13 protein-coding genes and 2 pseudogenes are annotated in these 15,843 nt (G+C 73.4%); 11 read left to right on the top strand and 4 right to left on the bottom strand.

Going from position 1 to position 15,843, the window contains the following annotated elements; genetic code table 11:
* Nucleotide 1: 1 nt before the first annotated feature.
* Nucleotides 2–619: an Rv1733c family protein gene (locus tag ACZ51D_RS25200; RefSeq protein WP_465663583.1), complete on the bottom strand. Its 618-nt coding sequence runs from the start codon at nt 617–619 to the stop codon at nt 2–4.
* 191 nt (nt 620–810) lie between these two features.
* Here ACZ51D_RS25200 and ACZ51D_RS25195 point away from each other — a divergent pair, with 191 nt between their 5' ends.
* The 4 genes from ACZ51D_RS25195 to ACZ51D_RS25180 all read left to right on the top strand — a co-directional run bounded on the left by ACZ51D_RS25195 (nt 811) and on the right by ACZ51D_RS25180 (nt 3,678).
* A complete protein-coding gene (locus tag ACZ51D_RS25195; protein ID WP_465621765.1) occupies nt 811–1,071 on the top strand; it encodes a DUF1918 domain-containing protein in 261 nt (86 codons plus the stop codon).
* A gap of 229 nt (nt 1,072–1,300) precedes the next feature.
* Nucleotides 1,301–2,173: a universal stress protein gene (locus ACZ51D_RS25190; protein WP_465663582.1), complete on the top strand. Its 873-nt coding sequence runs from the start codon at nt 1,301–1,303 to the stop codon at nt 2,171–2,173.
* Nucleotides 2,174–2,265: 92 nt separating this feature from the next.
* Nucleotides 2,266–2,799, top strand: a complete 534-nt coding sequence (locus tag ACZ51D_RS25185; protein ID WP_465621762.1) for a flavodoxin family protein — start codon at nt 2,266–2,268, stop codon at nt 2,797–2,799.
* 267 nt (nt 2,800–3,066) lie between these two features.
* The gene (locus tag ACZ51D_RS25180; protein WP_465621760.1) at nt 3,067–3,678 is read left to right on the top strand and encodes a hypothetical protein; all 612 of its coding nucleotides are present in this window, start codon (nt 3,067–3,069) and stop codon (nt 3,676–3,678) included.
* An 18-nt stretch (nt 3,679–3,696) separates the two neighbouring features.
* Here the strand turns inward: ACZ51D_RS25180 and ACZ51D_RS25175 are convergent, their stop codons facing one another.
* On the bottom strand, nt 3,697–4,854 hold the full coding sequence (locus tag ACZ51D_RS25175; RefSeq protein WP_465621758.1) for a Rossmann-fold NAD(P)-binding domain-containing protein: 1,158 nt from the start codon (nt 4,852–4,854) through the stop codon (nt 3,697–3,699).
* A 112-nt stretch (nt 4,855–4,966) separates the two neighbouring features.
* Between ACZ51D_RS25175 and ACZ51D_RS25170 the strand changes: the two genes are divergently transcribed.
* Nucleotides 4,967–8,554 carry a hydantoinase B/oxoprolinase family protein gene (locus tag ACZ51D_RS25170; protein WP_465663581.1) on the top strand — a complete coding sequence of 1,196 codons (3,588 nt, stop codon included), beginning with the start codon at nt 4,967–4,969 and terminating at the stop codon, nt 8,552–8,554.
* Here the strand turns inward: ACZ51D_RS25170 and ACZ51D_RS25165 are convergent.
* Nucleotides 8,524–9,784 (bottom strand): annotated as a pseudogene (locus ACZ51D_RS25165) (APC family permease). The gene ACZ51D_RS25170 and the pseudogene ACZ51D_RS25165 sit on opposite strands and share 31 nt — an antisense overlap.
* Nucleotides 9,785–10,739: 955 nt before the next feature.
* Between ACZ51D_RS25165 and ACZ51D_RS25160 the strand changes: the two are divergent.
* A pseudogene (locus tag ACZ51D_RS25160) lies at nt 10,740–10,979 on the top strand (SpoIIE family protein phosphatase); the annotation flags it as partial.
* A 156-nt stretch (nt 10,980–11,135) separates the two neighbouring features.
* Here the strand turns inward: ACZ51D_RS25160 and ACZ51D_RS25155 are convergent.
* Nucleotides 11,136–12,089: a 1-phosphofructokinase family hexose kinase gene (locus ACZ51D_RS25155; RefSeq protein WP_465621936.1), complete on the bottom strand. Its 954-nt coding sequence runs from the start codon at nt 12,087–12,089 to the stop codon at nt 11,136–11,138.
* 332 nt (nt 12,090–12,421) lie between these two features.
* Here ACZ51D_RS25155 and ACZ51D_RS25150 point away from each other — a divergent pair, with 332 nt between their 5' ends.
* From ACZ51D_RS25150 to ACZ51D_RS25130, 5 genes are all read left to right on the top strand, one after another.
* Complete coding sequence (locus tag ACZ51D_RS25150; protein ID WP_465621754.1) at nt 12,422–12,829, top strand: HAD-IC family P-type ATPase; 408 nt, start codon at nt 12,422–12,424, stop codon at nt 12,827–12,829.
* A gap of 120 nt (nt 12,830–12,949) precedes the next feature.
* Nucleotides 12,950–13,123, top strand: a complete 174-nt coding sequence (locus tag ACZ51D_RS25145; RefSeq protein WP_465621752.1) for a hypothetical protein — start codon at nt 12,950–12,952, stop codon at nt 13,121–13,123.
* The gene (locus ACZ51D_RS25140; RefSeq protein WP_465621750.1) at nt 13,116–13,727 is read left to right on the top strand and encodes a cytochrome b N-terminal domain-containing protein; all 612 of its coding nucleotides are present in this window, start codon (nt 13,116–13,118) and stop codon (nt 13,725–13,727) included. Before ACZ51D_RS25145 ends, ACZ51D_RS25140 begins: the two co-directional genes overlap by 8 nt.
* The gene (locus ACZ51D_RS25135) at nt 13,724–14,698 is read left to right on the top strand and encodes a hypothetical protein (protein WP_465621748.1); all 975 of its coding nucleotides are present in this window, start codon (nt 13,724–13,726) and stop codon (nt 14,696–14,698) included. The genes ACZ51D_RS25140 and ACZ51D_RS25135 overlap by 4 nt, the downstream gene beginning before the upstream one ends.
* Nucleotides 14,699–15,123: 425 nt before the next feature.
* Entirely contained in the window at nt 15,124–15,825 is a 702-nt protein-coding gene (locus ACZ51D_RS25130) for a helix-turn-helix domain-containing protein (RefSeq protein ID WP_465621746.1), read from the top strand.
* The last annotated feature ends 18 nt before the right edge of the window (nt 15,826–15,843 follow it).

Below are 15,843 nucleotides of genomic sequence, written 5' to 3'. Positions count from 1 at the left end.
CTCATCGCCGCCCGGACCAGCGCGGTTCCACCTGCTCCCAGTCGGACTCCCAGCTCTGCTCCGCCCGCCGGTCCAGCGTGTGGCGGCGCAGCGCGAAGCCGCCCTCCGCGGCGAGCCCGAGCACGGAGACCGTGCCCAGGCCCAGCAGGGCGGCATCCGAGAGGATCTGCGTGGCTCCCTTGGGCGCGCCGACCGGGTGCCCGGCGTCGTCGAGCCCGATCACGACGGCCGTCCCGACGAGCGTGCCGTCCGGGACCGGGATGGTCCCGGCATCGGGCCCGGCCGGGTACGTCCAGCGGGCCGGGGCATACGCCCGCGCGCCGCCCGCCCGCAGGCCGTCCGACAGCGCCGGACCCGTGGTGACGGCGCTGACGACGTGCCGGTGCCGGGCGACCTGGGCCGCAGTATGCGCCTCCGCACGGAACACGACCAGCGCCGCGACCGACGCCACGACGAGCGCGGCCAGGACCGTCAGCGCGAACCCGGCCACCAGGCGGCTGTACGCCCGGTCCAGCGGGCGGCAGAGCGGGTTGCGGTCCCGGCCGGCGGCCCGGCGGGCGTGCTGCCGCAGGGAGGTCCGCGAGGCCGGTGGCCTGTGCGTGGTGGCTGCGACGGACATGACGCGCCTCCTCCGTGCCGGGATGGCTCTGCTGGTCGTACCGCCAGTGTTCGCCGGCCCGGAACGGCGGTTCCAGGGCCGGGTGGGCCACCGGCCCGGGCCCTTCCGGCCCCTTCCGTACCCGGCCTCCGGTGGTGCCATGGAGGTACGGACGGCTGGACCCGTCCTCGTATCGACCCCAGGAGGACGGCATGGAAGCCGCCGTCGGAGACCGCATCATCGTCCAGGGCACCCGGCCGGGCGCCACCAGGAGGGACGGCGAGATCGTCGGCCTGCACCACCCGGACGGCAGCCCGCCGTACGACGTGCGCTGGTCCGACAGCGAGCGGGTCACCGAGTACTGTCCCGGCCCGGACGCCCGGATCCACCACTTCCACCACTCCCCTCACGAGCGCGAGGACGAGGACGCCGCCGTGCCCGCACCGCCCGACCCCCACCTCTTCGCCGACTGAAGGGCCGCCGCCGTGGCCGTCTCCGGCCGCGAGTTCGGCGGGGCGGGGAGGGCCAGGGGAAGGAGGAGGTTCGCGGGGACCACCAGCCTCCTGCGCGGCAAGGCGTCGGTTCCGGCTCGCGGGTGGGGCTGCCGGGCTCCGGCGGCTGGGGCCGGTCGGCCCTCGTGCCGGGCGTCGGAGCTGCCTAGCGTGGGAGCAAGGGTCCGTTCGACGGGCCCGAGGAGGAGCCATGACAGCCGTCAGTTCCGACGGCACGCGCCGTCCCGTCGTCCTCGGCGTCGACGCGCTCGACACCGGCCGGATGACCGCCACCTGGGCCGCCGACGAGGCCGACCGCCGGGGCCTGCCGCTACGCCTGGTGCACGCCATCCCGTCGCTGTACCGCGAGTACCGGGTCCTCGACGAGGGCCGGTACCACAAGGCCCTGCGCGAGCGGGCCGACCAGGCGCTCGACCGGGCCTCCGCCGTGGCCCGGGAGCGGCACCCCGGGCTGACGGTGACCACCGCCGTCTCGGAGGACGTTCCGGCACCGGCGCTGTGCCGGGAGTCCGCGCACGCCGCGCTCGTCGTGCTGGGCTCCCGTCGGCTGGGGCGGACGGCGGAGGCGCTCAGCGCCTACTCGGTGGCCGTCCCGGTGAGCGCCCAGGCCCACTGCCCGGTGATCGTCGTCCGCGACCCCGAGCACGTCACCCAGGAGCCGCCCTACGTCGTGGTCGGCGTGGACGGCAGCCTGTCCTCGGCGGCCGCCGTCGACTTCGCCTTCGACCTCGCCTCCGAACGACGTGCCGCCCTGCGCGTCCTCTGGGTGTGGCAGCGTCCGCCGATCGGCAACCTCGACGAGCACGCCACCGAGCAGACCCTGCGGAGTCTGCTGTTCGAGAGCACCGCCGGGCGGCAGGAGCTCCATCCCGACGTCGCAGTGACCCACGAACTGGTGCACGGCCACCCGGTCGAGGAACTGGCCCGGGCCTCCGAGCACGCGCTCGCCGTGGTCGTCGGCCGCCGGGGGCACGGCGGCTTCACCGGCATGCGGCTCGGCTCCGTCCCGCACGGACTGCTCCACCACGCCCACTGCCCGATCGCCGTCGTCCCGCACGACTGACACGGACCGTCCGGCGACCCGATCCGGGCCGAACGGCCCGCGTCCGGACCGTCCGCGCGGCGCGAACCTGATGGTGAGGAAAGGTGGAGACCATGCACACCGTGATCGTGTACGAGAGCATGTACGGAAACACCCGCGAGATCGCCGAGGCCATCGCCGAGGGTGTCCACCAGGCCGACCCCTCGGCAGCCGTCGACTGCCTCCCGGTGACCGAGGCCGGCGCGGACGTGACCCGCACCGCGGACCTGCTGGTGGTCGGCGGCCCGACCCACATGCGCGGCATGTCCTCCGGGCTCAGCCGCCGGATGGCGGCCACCGCCGAGGGCCACAAGGAAGGCCACGAGGACGCCGCCGCCGAAGCCCGGGAGACCGCCGAGGGGCCGGGCCTGCGCTCCTGGTTCCACGACCTCCCGAAGACCGAACCCGGCACCTACGCCGCCGCGTTCGACACCCGCGGCGCCACACCCGGTAGCGGCGGCGCCGCCGAGGGCATCGCCCAGCGGCTCTCCCGCCACCACTACGACGTGGTCGCCGAGCCCCAAGGCTTCATCGTCGAGGGCGTCGACGGCCCGCTGCGCAGCGGCGAACTCGACCGCGCCCGCGCCTGGGGCGCCCGCCTGATCTGACTGCCCCGGCGGCGCCCCGGACGCAAGCGTGCGGGGCCGGACCGAACCCCAGGGGTCCGGCCCCGTGCGGTCGTCGGGCAGAGGCCGGACCGGCTCTCCTTCGCGATAGCCGCGGCCCCGGACGGCAGTACCGAAGTACGCCTGGACGCCGCGCCACCGCCCGACGCCGGGTACGCCCCGCACCGGGCGGAGCAACACTGGTCGAGGGGGAGGCGGAGCGGGCCGGACAGGCCGCTCGGGCGCTCCGCGGAGGACAGGAGCGAACGGATGTCTGATGGCGGAGAGCGGAACCGGGAGTACCGCACCCTGATCGCCGAGTTGGCCGGACTGGTGCGGCTCGCGCACGCCGCCTTGTGCGGCGCGACCGCCGCGCTGACGGATCCGGCCGACGACGGGGTCCCGGCGGCGGAGAAGGCACTGGCCGAGCTGCGGGACCGGATCGAGGAGGACGCTGCCGGAACGCTCGGCGGGCGGGCCGGGGTCGTCACGGGTGTCCATGTGGGCACCGAGGTGGAGGCCCTGGGGCAGCTCGCCCAGCGGCTGCTGGAGGCGGCCTGGGCGCGTCAGGAACGGGAGCCGGTCGACGAGCGGCTCCAGGCCCCGCTGCGCGGGATCGCCGACGCCGCCCTGGACCTGGCCGCACGGGCGGCCGACGTCCTGGAATCCGGTGCGCCCGAGGGCGTCGCGGACATCCTCGGGGAGCTGCACGAGGTCGGACAACGGCAGCGGCTGCTGTACGAACTGCTGATCCACGAGGAGTCGGCGGACCTGGTCGACATCGCCGACCTCGTGCTGCTGTCCTGCTGCTACCAGCAGTGCGCGGCCCACGCGGGGTCGATCGCCCGCCACGCGGTGCTGTTCTCGCACGCCGGGCTCTGAGGCCCGGGGCTTCCGAGGCTACGGCAGGCCCGCCACGGCGGTCGCCTCCAGCAGCAACCGCCTGGTGGGTTCGTGCAGCACCATGCCCTGGTGGGTCACCAGCATCGGCCCCAGGACGGGGTCGTCCGCCGGCGCGGCGGCCCGCAGGAGGCGAGCGAGCAACGCCAGCGCGTTGTGGGCGTACGCGCACGAGGCGGTGACGGGCACCTGCGCGGCCAACTCCCCGGCACCGATCACCACCACCCCGTCGCCGACCAGCGTGGTGGTGTCCGGCAGGACGCCCTCGATGTTGCCGCCCTCTGGGCAGACCGCCAGGTCCACCAGCACCGAACCGGGCCTCATCGCAGCCGCTGCGGCCGTACTGAGCAGCACCGGGGGGACGCGACCGGGGAGCCCGAGGGCGGTCACCACGAGGTCGTGGCGCGTGACGGCCTCGGCGAGCCCCGCCGTCCAGGCGGAGCGCTTGAGGTCGAGCGTCTCCCGGAGCTCCCGATCGTCCGCCACCGGGTGGAGCAAGGGCAGGTCCAGCAGGTCGGCCCCCAGGGCGGCGACCGCCGCACGCTCGCGGCGGCGCAGTTCGACCGCGTGGACCTGCGCGCCCAGACGACGGGCCGTGTCGATCGCCTGCAGGCCCGCGTGTCCGGCACCGACCACGAGGAGCCGGACCGGGTCGAACAGCCCGTCCGCCGAGCCCCAGGGCGGCAGGCAACGGCCCAGCCGGGCGGCCGCGAGCAGCACCGCCTGGTAGCCGGTCACCCTCGCCTGGGAGGCCTCGGCGTCCAGCGGATAACCGGCGGGCAGCGCGGGTGGCACCAGGTCGAGGCCGATCGCGGTGACCCCCCGATCCGCCCACTGCCGGACCCGGTAGGGGATCCGGTGCGGGCGCAGCATCGCGACCAGCACCTGGCCGGGGCGCAGGCCGTGCACCGGGTCGACGGTCGGCGGGTGGACGCCGAGCAGGACGTCCGCGCGACGCAGCAGGTCGGTCCGCCCGACGACGGTCGCTCCCGCGGCACGGTAGTCGGCGTCGTGGTACCCGGCGAGGGCTCCGGCACCGGGCTCGACCACCGCGGTCAGCCCGAGCCGGCCGACGGCCGGCACCAGGTCGGGGACGAGAGCCACCCGGCACTCGCCCGGTACGGTCTCCCGGAGCACTCCTACCGTCGTGGTCGTCATCGCTGCCTCTCTGGTCGGCCCGCATGCCCAGTGTGTTCCGATTGCCCGCCCGGTTCACCCGGACGGATACTCGTGCACGGGGCGCCACTCGGCACGGCGGAGGGAGCCGGTCATGGCGACATCCAAGGGCTGGCAGTTCTGGGTGGACCGGGGCGGGACCTTCACCGATGTCGTCGCGCTGGCCCCGGACGGCCGGCTGTTGACCCACAAGCTGCTCTCACACGACCCCGCCCGCTACCGCGACCCCGCCGTAGCCGGGATCCGGGCCCTGCTGCCGTCCGGAGCCGGCATCGAAGCCGTCCGGATGGGCACCACCGTGGCCACCAACGCCCTGCTGGAGCGAACCGGCGAGCCGACCGCGCTGGTCATCACCCGCGGCTTCGCGGACGCGCTGCGGATCGGCTACCAGAACCGGCCGCAGATCTTCGCCCGCGAGATCGCGCTGCCCGAGCCGCTGTACGCCCGGGTGGTCGAGGTGGACGAGCGGATCGCCGCCGACGGCACGGTGCTGCGCCCTCCCGATCTCGACCGGCTCACCGAGGACCTGCGCGGGTGCCTGCGCGACGGCATCCGTTCCGTGGCCGTGGTCTGCCTGCACAGCTACCTGCACCCCGCTCACGAGCGGTCAATCGGCCGGATCGCCGAGCAACTCGGCTTCACCCAGGTGTCGTTGTCCAGCGAGGCGAGCCCGCTGATGAAGCTGGTCCCGCGCGGCGACACCGCCGTGGTCGACGCCTACCTCTCCCCCGGGCTGCGCCGCTACGTCCGACAGGTGGCCGACGAACTGGCCGGCGTCCGGCTGATGTTCATGCAGTCCAACGGCGGCCTGGCCGAGGCCGGGCACTTCCGCGGCAAGGACGCGATCCTCTCCGGCCCGGCGGGCGGCATCGTCGGCATGGTGCGGATGTCCCGACTGGCCGGCTGCGAGCGGGTGATCGGATTCGACATGGGAGGCACCTCCACGGACGTCTCGCACTTCGCGGGCGAGTACGAGCGGGTGGTGACGACCCAGGTCGCCGGGGTGCGGCTGCGCGCGCCCATGCTGGCGATCCACACCGTCGCGGCCGGCGGCGGCTCGGTGCTGCGCTTCGACGGCGGACGGCTGCGGGTCGGGCCGGATTCGGCGGGCGCCGACCCCGGCCCCGCCTGCTACCGGCGCGGCGGCCCGCTGACCGTCACCGACGCCAACCTGCTGCTCGGCCGGATCCAGGCCGGGCACTTCCCCCGCGTCTTCGGCCCCGACGGCGACCAGCCGCTCGACGCCGAACTGACGCGACGCCGGTTCACGGAACTGGCGGCCGACGTAGGGGACAGATCACCGGAGAAGGCCGCCGAGGGCTTCCTGCGGATCGCGGTGGGCAACATCGCCAACGCGATCAAGCGGATCTCCGTCCAGCAGGGCCATGACGTCACCCGCTACGCGCTGACCACCTTCGGCGGCGCCGGCGGCCAGCACGCCTGCGCGGTCGCCGAGGCACTGGGCATCCGCACCGTGCTGGTCCCGCCGATGGCCGGCGTGCTCTCCGCCCTCGGCATCGGCCTGGCCGACACCACCGTCCTGCGCGAGCACGCCGTCGAACGCCCGCTGGCGGCCGAGGAGATGGCGGACGTACGCGCCCTGGCCGACGGACTGGCGGAGGCCGCCACCGCCGAACTGCTCGACCAAGGCACCCCGCCGGAGCAGATCCGGCTGGCCTTCCGGGCTCGGCTGCGCTACCAGGGCACCGACACCACCCTCGGCGTCCCGCTGGGCGAACCCGACGACATGGCGGCCGAGTTCGAGGAACGGCACCGCGCCACCTACTCCTTCCTGATGGACCGGCCGCTGGTCATCGAGGCCCTCGCCGTCGAGGGCACCGGGCTCTCCGAGCAGCCGGAACTCGACACCCGCTCCCCCGCCCAACCCTCCGAACCCGTCGACGTGCCGCTGTACGCCGACGGCGCCTGGCGCCAAGTCCCCCTGCTGGAACGTCAGTCCATGCGACCGGGCGGCACCCTCACCGGCCCGGCCGTCATCGCCGAGGCCAATGCGACCACCGTGGTGGACGACGGCTGGCGGGCCACCGTGACGCCGGCCGGTCACCTGCTGGTCGAGCAGATCCGGGCCCGCGCCGAGCCGGCCGCCCCGACCGCTGCCGACCCCGTCCTGCTGGAGGTCTTCAACAACCTCTTCATGGCGATCGCCCAACAGATGGGCGCCCGGCTGGAGTCCACCGCCCAGTCCGTCAACATCAAGGAGCGGCTCGACTTCTCCTGCGCCCTCTTCGACGCGGACGGCAACCTCGTCGCCAACGCCCCGCACATCCCCGTCCACCTCGGCTCGATGGGCACCACCGTCAAGGAGGTGATCCGCCGCCGCGGCCCCGCCGTGCGCCCCGGCGACACCTACGCCGTCAACGACCCGTACCACGGCGGCACCCACCTGCCCGACGTCACCGTGGTGACCCCGGTCTTCGACCCGACCGGCCGAGAGCCGCTGTTCTTCGTCGCCTCCCGCGGCCACCACGCCGAGATCGGCGGCATCACCCCCGGCTCTATGCCCGCCGCCAGCCGCGAGATCCACGAGGAGGGCGTGCTCTTCGACAACTGGCCGCTGGTGACGGACGGGCGCCTCCGCGAGGCCGAGACCCTGCGGCTGCTCACCGAGGCGCCCTACCCGTCCCGCGACCCGGCCACCAACCTCGCCGACCTACGGGCCCAGGTCGCCGCCAACCGCAAGGGCGTCGAGGAAGTCAACGCGATGATCGACCAGTTCGGCCTCGACGTCGTCCAGGCCTACATGCGGCACGTCCAGGACAACGCCGAACAGGCGGTGCGCCGGGCCATCGACGGCCTCGCCGACGGCGCCTACCGCTACGAGACCGACTCCGGCGCCGTCATCGCCGTCCAGGTCCGGGTCGACCACGAACACCGCACCGCCACCATCGACTTCACCGGCACCGCGCCCCAGCAGAAGAGCAACCTCAACGCGCCGTCCGCCGTCGTCACCGCCGCCGTCCTGTACGTCTTCCGCACCCTCGTCGACGACGACATCCCGCTCAACGACGGCTGCCTGCGCCCACTGCGGATCGTCGTCCCGCCCGGCTCGATGCTCGCCCCCGTGTACCCCGCCGCCGTCGCCGCCGGCAACGTCGAGACCTCCCAGGCCATCACCGGAGCGCTCTACGCCGCCCTCGGCGTCCAGGCCGAGGGCTCCGGCACGATGAACAACCTCAGCTTCGGCAACGAGCACCACCAGTACTACGAGACGATCGCCTCCGGTTCCGGCGCCGGCCCCGGCTTCCACGGCGCCGACGTCGTCCAGACCCACATGACCAACTCCCGCCTCACCGACCCCGAGGTCCTGGAGTGGCGCCTGCCCGTCCTGGTCGAGGAGTTCGCCGTCCGCCCCGGCAGCGGTGGCGACGGCCGCTGGCACGGCGGCAACGGCGCGCTGCGCCGGCTGCGCTTCCGCGAATCGATGACCGTCAGCCTGCTCTCCGGCCACCGGCGCGTCCCCCCGTACGGCCTGGCCGGCGGCTCCCCCGGCGCCCTCGGCGCCAACCGGGTCCTGCACGCCGACGGCACCGCTGACGACCTGCCCGGCTGCGGCACCGCGGACGTCACGGCCGGCGACGCCCTGGAGATCCGGACCCCCGGCGGTGGCGGATTCGGTTCGGCCGGCTCCGCTCACGAGGACCAGCGTCGGCGAACCGTGTAGGCGACGGCACCGGCCGCCAGGACGGCCGCGCCTGAGATCACCGAGAACAGCGGCAGCGCGAACGCGCCAGCACCAGGCAGCCGACCAGGCCGAGTACCGGAACCATCCGTGGCGGGCGGCCCTCAGCCTCGGTCAGCGTCCACGCCGAGGCGTTCGCGACGGCGTAGTACGCCAGCACCCCGAAGGACGAGAACCCGATCGCCCCACGCACGTCCGCGGTCGCCGCCACCACCGCGACGGCCGCGCCGACCGCCAGCTCGGCGCGGTGCGGCACCTGGAACCGAGGATGAACCGCCGCCAGGACGTGCGGCAGATGACGGTCGCGGGCCATCGCGAGCGCCGTCCGGGACACCCCGAGGATCAGCGCGAGCAGCGAGCCGAGCGCGGCCACTGCCGCCCCGGCCCGCACCACCGGCACCAGCCGGTCGGTGCCCGCCGCCCGCACCGCCTCGGACAGCGGCGCGGGGGCGGCTGCCAGCCGCTCGGGCCCGAGCACCATCAGGACGGCAACGGCAACCACGGCGTAGACGACGAGCGTGATGCCCAGCGCGATCGGGATGGCCCTCGGGATGGTGCGGGCCGGGTCGCGGACCTCCTCCCCCAGGGTGGCGATCCGGGTGTAGCCGGCGAAGGCGAAGAACAGCAGGCCCGCCGCCTGCAGCACGCCGCCCGGTGTGGCATCCACGCCGATGCCCAGCCGGGCCGCGTCCGCGCCGCCCGAGGTCAGCGCGGCCACCACCACGGCCGCGAGCACCGCGAGCACCACCGCGACGATCAGCCGGGTGAGCCACGCGGACTTCTGCACACCGGCGTAGTTCACGGCCGTGAGCGCCACGACGGCGGCCACCGCCACCACGTGCACCTGGCCCGGCCAGACGTAGCCGCCCACCGTCAGCGCCATCGCCGCGCAGGACGCGGTCTTCCCGACCGCGAAACCCCACCCGGCCAGGTAGCCCCAGAACGCGCCCAGCCGCTCCCGCCCGTGGACGTACGTCCCGCCGGACTGCGGATAGCGCGCGGCCAGCCGGCCGACGACGCGGCATTGCAGTACGCCACCACCGCCGCGAGGACCAGCCCGAGCAGCAGACCGGACCCGGCCACGCCGGCGGCGGGGGCCGGTGCGGCGAAGATCCCCGCACCGATCACCGACCCCAGCCCGATGACCACGGCGTCGAGCACCCCCAGCTGACGGCGCAGCTGCGGCTCGGCGCTCCCAGCCGGTCGTCCCATGGCCAACCCCTATATCCCAGCCAGGGAACAGGAAGGTCGGCGCATGGGTCGAACGGCCCCGGTCCGGCGGCCGAGCGCCCCGCAACCGGGGGCCTGCTGCTCTGCACCGGACCGCCTTCAGCGGTCTCGGCCGGGTGCACGCCGGCCAAGGCGAACGCACCTCGCCGCAATGCCGTGCGGGCAGGCGAAAACCTGCAAGGTGGGCTCCCTTCGCCGGCATTGTCCGGATCAGGTGGTGGAGGTCGCCTTCCGGTCTCACAGACCATCCAGCCTCTCAGCCCGACCGTCGACAAACGCCCCGCGCGGAGCCTCCGCCCATCGCCCAGGGCCATCCGGTCGAACTCCCTCGCTCGCCCTGCAGGCCGATTCCCACAATACGCTCGCCCCCGCCCGGCGCCAGGGCCGAAGTGGGTGGGGACGCTGTGCACTCCTCTCTCAGGTGCGACGCATTGCCTGCGGACGGTCACCCCCGGGTGTGGTTGCGGGCGAAGCGCAGGGTGGCCGGGTACGTGCGCTTACCGGCCCTCCCCGCTCCGGTGTCGGCGTTCGGGCGACGGATACCTCCTCGGGGACGCCATCGGTGACCCGCCAAGCCGGAAGTCCTGCACGTGGGGCGGGCCGGTCACGACGGGAGCGGGCCCGTTCGGCCCTGTCGCCGGCACCGGATGCGGGGCAGGCTCACGGTAGGACCGAGTACCGGTCCCGCGTCTCCCGGTCGCTCTGCTCGTGGCGACGCGTTCCCGGACCTGGCTGTCGACGCAGGTCCGCGATCGAAGGGAGCCGACATGACCGCCGTGATCGCAGTCCTGGTGGTGCTCGTCATCCTGGTCCTGATCGGGCTCGCGATGTCGATCCGCATCGTCCGCCAGTACGAGAAGGGGGTCGTCTTCCGGTTCAGCCGGATCACCGGAGCACGCGACCCGGGGCTGCGCCTGATCGTCCCGTTCGCCGACGGACACTTCACTGGAGCAACGCCGGACACCCGCCGCCGCTCCTGGTCGGCCCCGACGGCACCGCCCGCTACCTGTACGCCGACCCCGGCCTGCCCCTCGAAGACCTGTGCCGGAACCTGGCCGACGCCCGCCTCGCCGATGGACGCGACGACCTCGCCCTCCTCACCCCGCCCACTCCACGCCCACCGAGCCGGCCCCCAGTACACATCCCTCGCGCAGGCGACACACTCCCGGGCCCGTGAACAGGGGGTGCCTCGCCCCCTGGTAGACCGGCAGCTCGGTCTCGATGGTGGTCCTTCAGTACCGGAGCCGAGCCGCCTTCACCCGTGTCCAGAACCCCTGCCGCTCCGTGATCTGGAGGGCCCTGACCACCGGGGACACGGACGGCCCGGGGGCAGTCATGAACCTGCTTGCCGTCTTATTCGCACCGCGGGGTAGAGGGACTCGGCCACCTCTCGATCGAACGGTTCGGTGTCGGGGGTGAGCACCGCCGCGGCGGCCACGGCCACCCCAAGGGCACACGCCTGGACGGGATCATCGCCCGCCGCCAGTCGCAGAGTGAGTGCGGCCACCATGGCGTCTCCGGCCCCGGCGTCGCTGAGTGACTCCCCAGGCGACTGCGGGGCTCGCAACCCGGTATGGCCGTACCTCGTCGAACAGAGTGCTCCGAGTTCCCCGAGGGTGGTGACGGCGATCTCAGTCGCTCCTGCGGCAAGCAGCGACTCGTTGACAGCGCGGGCGTCGTCGAAGCTCCGGACCGCCCGGCCGGCGAGGGAGGCAGCCTCGTGATTGTTGCACCTCCGCAGAAAGACGCCCTCGTGCAGCGACTCGCGCAGGGCCCGCCCCGAGGTGTCCAGCACCAGCCGGGACCCGGCCTCCTTGACCCGGCGGGCGACCGCCGCGTAGAAGGCGTCGGGCAGGCCGCTGGGCAGACTGCCACTGGCCACGACGTACTGGTGACTGCCAGCCGCTCGGCCAAGCGCGTCCAGGAGGCGCCCTCCCTCCACATCGTCCAGTCGCGGGCCCGGCGGCACGATGTGAAAGCTGCGGCGTGACTCGGTCTCGAACAGCACGAACGCTTCGCGGGTCTCACCCGCGATCCCGAGGGCGATGTGGTCGACCCCCTCCTCGTCCAATAGGCGGTTGAGGCGCTGGCCGACCTCGCGGCCGGCGGTGTGGACGGCGGTCGCCCGTCCGCCGAGCCTCGACACGTCCCGGGCGACGTTGATCCCTCCGCCGCCGGCGGCCACGAACCTGACCCGGGCACGGGTCTTACCGATGTCCGCCAGGCGGTCGACCTCGCAGCAGATGTCGACGGTGGGGTTCACTGTCAGGGTGAGGATCGGAGGCATGGTCTCCGGCAGCGGACTCCTCCCTCCGCTGCCCGCCGCAAGCGGACCGGACGCGTCAGGGCCGTTCATCGCGGTGACACGGCGGTTGTGATCCCGATCGTCCGTGGCTGCCCTCCCGGGTCCTCCGGACAGGGGCGGGACGTCATGGGAAAGTCCTTGAACAAGTCCGGGAACGAAGGCCACCGGTACCCACGTCGATGGAGCAGTTCGCCGGCCATCTCGATCGCCTCACTCGGTCACTCCCTCCATCGTGCTGCGCGAGCGCAGGAGGCGCGATCGGGAGCACCTCGCAGCCGCCGACCCGTGCTGCCTGCTCGTGGCGGTCCGCGGTCGTGCTGATCATCTTCCTCAACGCCGCGTTCGCGTTCGTCCAGGAGGTGCACGCCCAGCACGCGGTCGAGGCGCTGGCCGCCTACATCCCCCAGCGGGCGAAGGCGCTGCGGGACGGTGTCCCGCGGGAGATCGACGCCACCGAGCTGGTCCCGGGCGACGTCGTCGTCATCGAGGCGGGTGACCGAATCGCCGCCGACATTCGCCTGCTGCAGGGGGCCATCGAGGTCGACATGTCGGCGTTGACCGGGGAGTCGGTGACCACGCTGCGGTCGGCCGCGATCCCCCCGGCGTGGGGCTGGCCCGTACCGAGTTCGTGGTCGCCCACCAGGTCCGCGTCCACCCGATGGCCCTGGTGCACGCCGGGATCGGCTCGGTCTCCGTCACCCCGGACAGCCTCGCCACCGTGAAGCACGCCGTGGCGGCCGCCCAACAGGAGCGACCCGCCGATCGGAGCAGCCCCGCATGCCGGAGGCCTGGTGCCCGCCGAGACTGGGCCCCGGGCTCCCGGCGTTCGGAAGGAGAGCGTGATGGCGGTGACACCGATGTCGGCACCCGTCGATCTCAACCACCCCGGGCACTACGTCCACTGGGGCGTGGTGCAGATCTCGGTGGCGAACCTGGTGGTGATCGGCGTGATGGTGCTGCTCTTCGTGGCCGCACTGCTGTTGCCGTTCCCGACCGGACAGCACCGCGATGACTAGCTGGACGGGTGCGGTGCGGCGGTTCGCCGTCCGCCGGCTGCCCCCGGAGAAGCTGCTGCCGGACACCCAGCCGGTGTACATGGCCTCGTGGATCTACCTCTTCGGTGTCCTCACGGTGTCCTCGCTGGTGGTGGTGCTGGTCTCCGGCGGGGTCCTGGCGCTGGAGGGCCCGGGGTGGTGGCATGCCTCCGCTGTCGGGAAGTACGTGAACAGCGTGCACCTGTGGAGCGCGGAGCTGTTCATGGCGTTCATGGTGATCCACCTGTGGGGCAAGTTCTTCATGGCCGCCTGGCGCGGGCGGCGGGCGCTGACCTGGGTGACCGGTGCGGTCACCTTCCTGGCCTCGATCGCCACGGCCTTCACCGGGTACGTGGTGCAGCAGAACTTCGACGCACAGTGGATCTCCGGGCAGGCCAAGGACGCACTCAACGCCGTCGGGATCGGTGCCTGGTTCAACGTCCTGGACTTCGGCCAGATGTTGATGTGGCACATCGCGCTCTTCCCGCTCGTGCTGGTACTGCTCACGGGCTGGCACCTCCTGCTGGTGCGCACCCGCGGGATCGTGCCACCGATCGACGCCGCACCGCCCGAGGCAGCGCCGTGAGGCACACCGATACCCCCGAGTCGGGTGACTTCCCGACCCGCCCGTACGACCTGGTCAAGGAGTTCACGATCGCCCTGGTCGTGGTCGCCCTGCTGAGCGCGGGCCTCGCCGCACTGTTCTCGTCACCGGACGAGAAGCCGATCACCCTGGCGTCCTGGTCGACCGCGGACCAGGCCGACTTCACCGCCACGGCGGTCGCGGAACTCGCGGGCACCAGCACCTCGGCGGGCTACGGCCCGCCGTACAACCACACCCCGGGCGCCGGACAGAAGATCGGCCCGGTCGGACTGCAGCGCGCCGCCGGGGTCCGCATCCCGGTCGACCCGGCCGAGGACTTCGTGCTGCGCCCGCTGAGCCAGTCCCCCGAGCCCCCTGAGGTCACCGCCGCGCTCACGGCCTGGCGCGCCGCCCCGGCCGATCAGCGGCAGGCTTGGAGTTCGGCGTACTCCGACGCACTGGGCAAGTCCCCGGACGGCGATCCGGCCAAGGTCGCCCCCGACGGATACGGCCCGGTGCCGACACTCACAGCCCGACTGCTGGCCCTCGCCCAGTCCGGCGCACTGGACGGCCGGCTGCTGGCACAGGGGCGCTTCTACCAGACCGACTACACCCGGCCGATGCTCTTCCTCGCCGACGGCTCCTACCTGTCGGACCAGGCGACCGCCCAGCACCTGACCGGCAGCCAGTGGGGCATGATGAACGAGACCGGCAACTACCCGGGCCAGGCCTGGCTGTGGCTGTACACGTTCTGGTACCAGATCGACCCGTTCAAGACCTCGAAGAACGCGGACGCGGAGGTCTGGGCGATCATGGCCGTGCTCAGTCTGGCACTGGTCCTGCTCCCCTTCATCCCCGGTCTCAGGTCCGTTCCCCGCTGGACCCGGGTGTACCGCCTGATCTGGCGTGACCACTACCGGAGCGAACCCCGACCCGGACGCGACACCCGCGGCCCGGGGGAGCCACCAGGCTGACGGACGCCCGCGGGCGGTGACCGCCGGGTCCTGCGGGACCAGCTCCCGGATCGCACCGGCCGTCCACCAGCTGGGGGACGGCCGTCAGGATGCCCTCCAGCAGGTCGAGCGGCTCGAACCCGGTGACCGGATGGGGGGAGGGTCGTCGGGGCCCATCGGCCTGCTGCCGGGGCCCGACCGACCCTCCCCGGCCCGTACAACAGTGCCCGACGATGAAGGTGGTGAAGGCTCCGCACAGAGCCGGCGACGGCGACGGCACCGGCCGGGGCCGAACGGGGTCCGCGACGAACGGCTTCGGAACCCACCACCCCGTGATCGTGGGCATCGACCGCTCCGAGGCGAGCCGCTCGGGAGGCACCGCCGCACGGCCCCGCTGGTGATCGTCCCAGGCGGCCAGGGGCCCGCGGGCTGAACAGGAGGTCCCGATGAACAGCACCGACAGCGGCCGGGCACACATCCGCTCCGCCGACCCCGGCGACCTCGGGCGCCGTGTCGCCCGCCGACGTACCCAGCTGGGGCTCACCCGCGAGCTGGTGGCGGAGCGCGGCGGCCTGGCCCCCGGGTTCCTGGAGTACCTGGAGACACACCCCGTCCCGGTCGGCGTCAGCACCCTCGCCCGGCTCGCCGACGCGCTCGACACCACGGCCACCGACCTGCTCGGCGGTGGGCGCGACGTCCCGTCCGGCCGGGCCCGCGCCAACGCCCGCGTCCGGCTGGAGGAACTGGAACCGGCAGGCTGCTGGGCCAAACTCACCCCCGGTGGCGTCGGCCGGGTGATCCTGACGGCACCGCGCGGACTGGTGGCGCTGCCCGTCAACTACCGGGTGCTGGACGCCACCATCCTCTACCGCACCGAGGCGGACGGTACCCTCGCCCAGGCCGAGGGCAGCGAAGTCGCCTTCGAGGTCGACCAATTGGACGAGGTGTTCGCCACCGGCTGGAGCGTCCTGGTGAACGGCACCGTCTCGACCGTCTCCGACGACGAGGTCGTGCGCTGGTTCGAACAGCACGCCGACCCCCACCCCTGGGCGGGCGGTACCCGGGACACCTGGATGCGCATCAAGCCCGCCGGGATCAGCGGCCGGATCATCCGCCCCGAGGGCCCTCCGGTCATCGAGCCCGAGTAGGAAGGCACGGACCCCGCG

It is taken from the genome of Kitasatospora sp. NPDC033851 (assembly GCF_055576085.1).
This window is presented reverse-complemented; position numbering and strand designations above follow the sequence as displayed.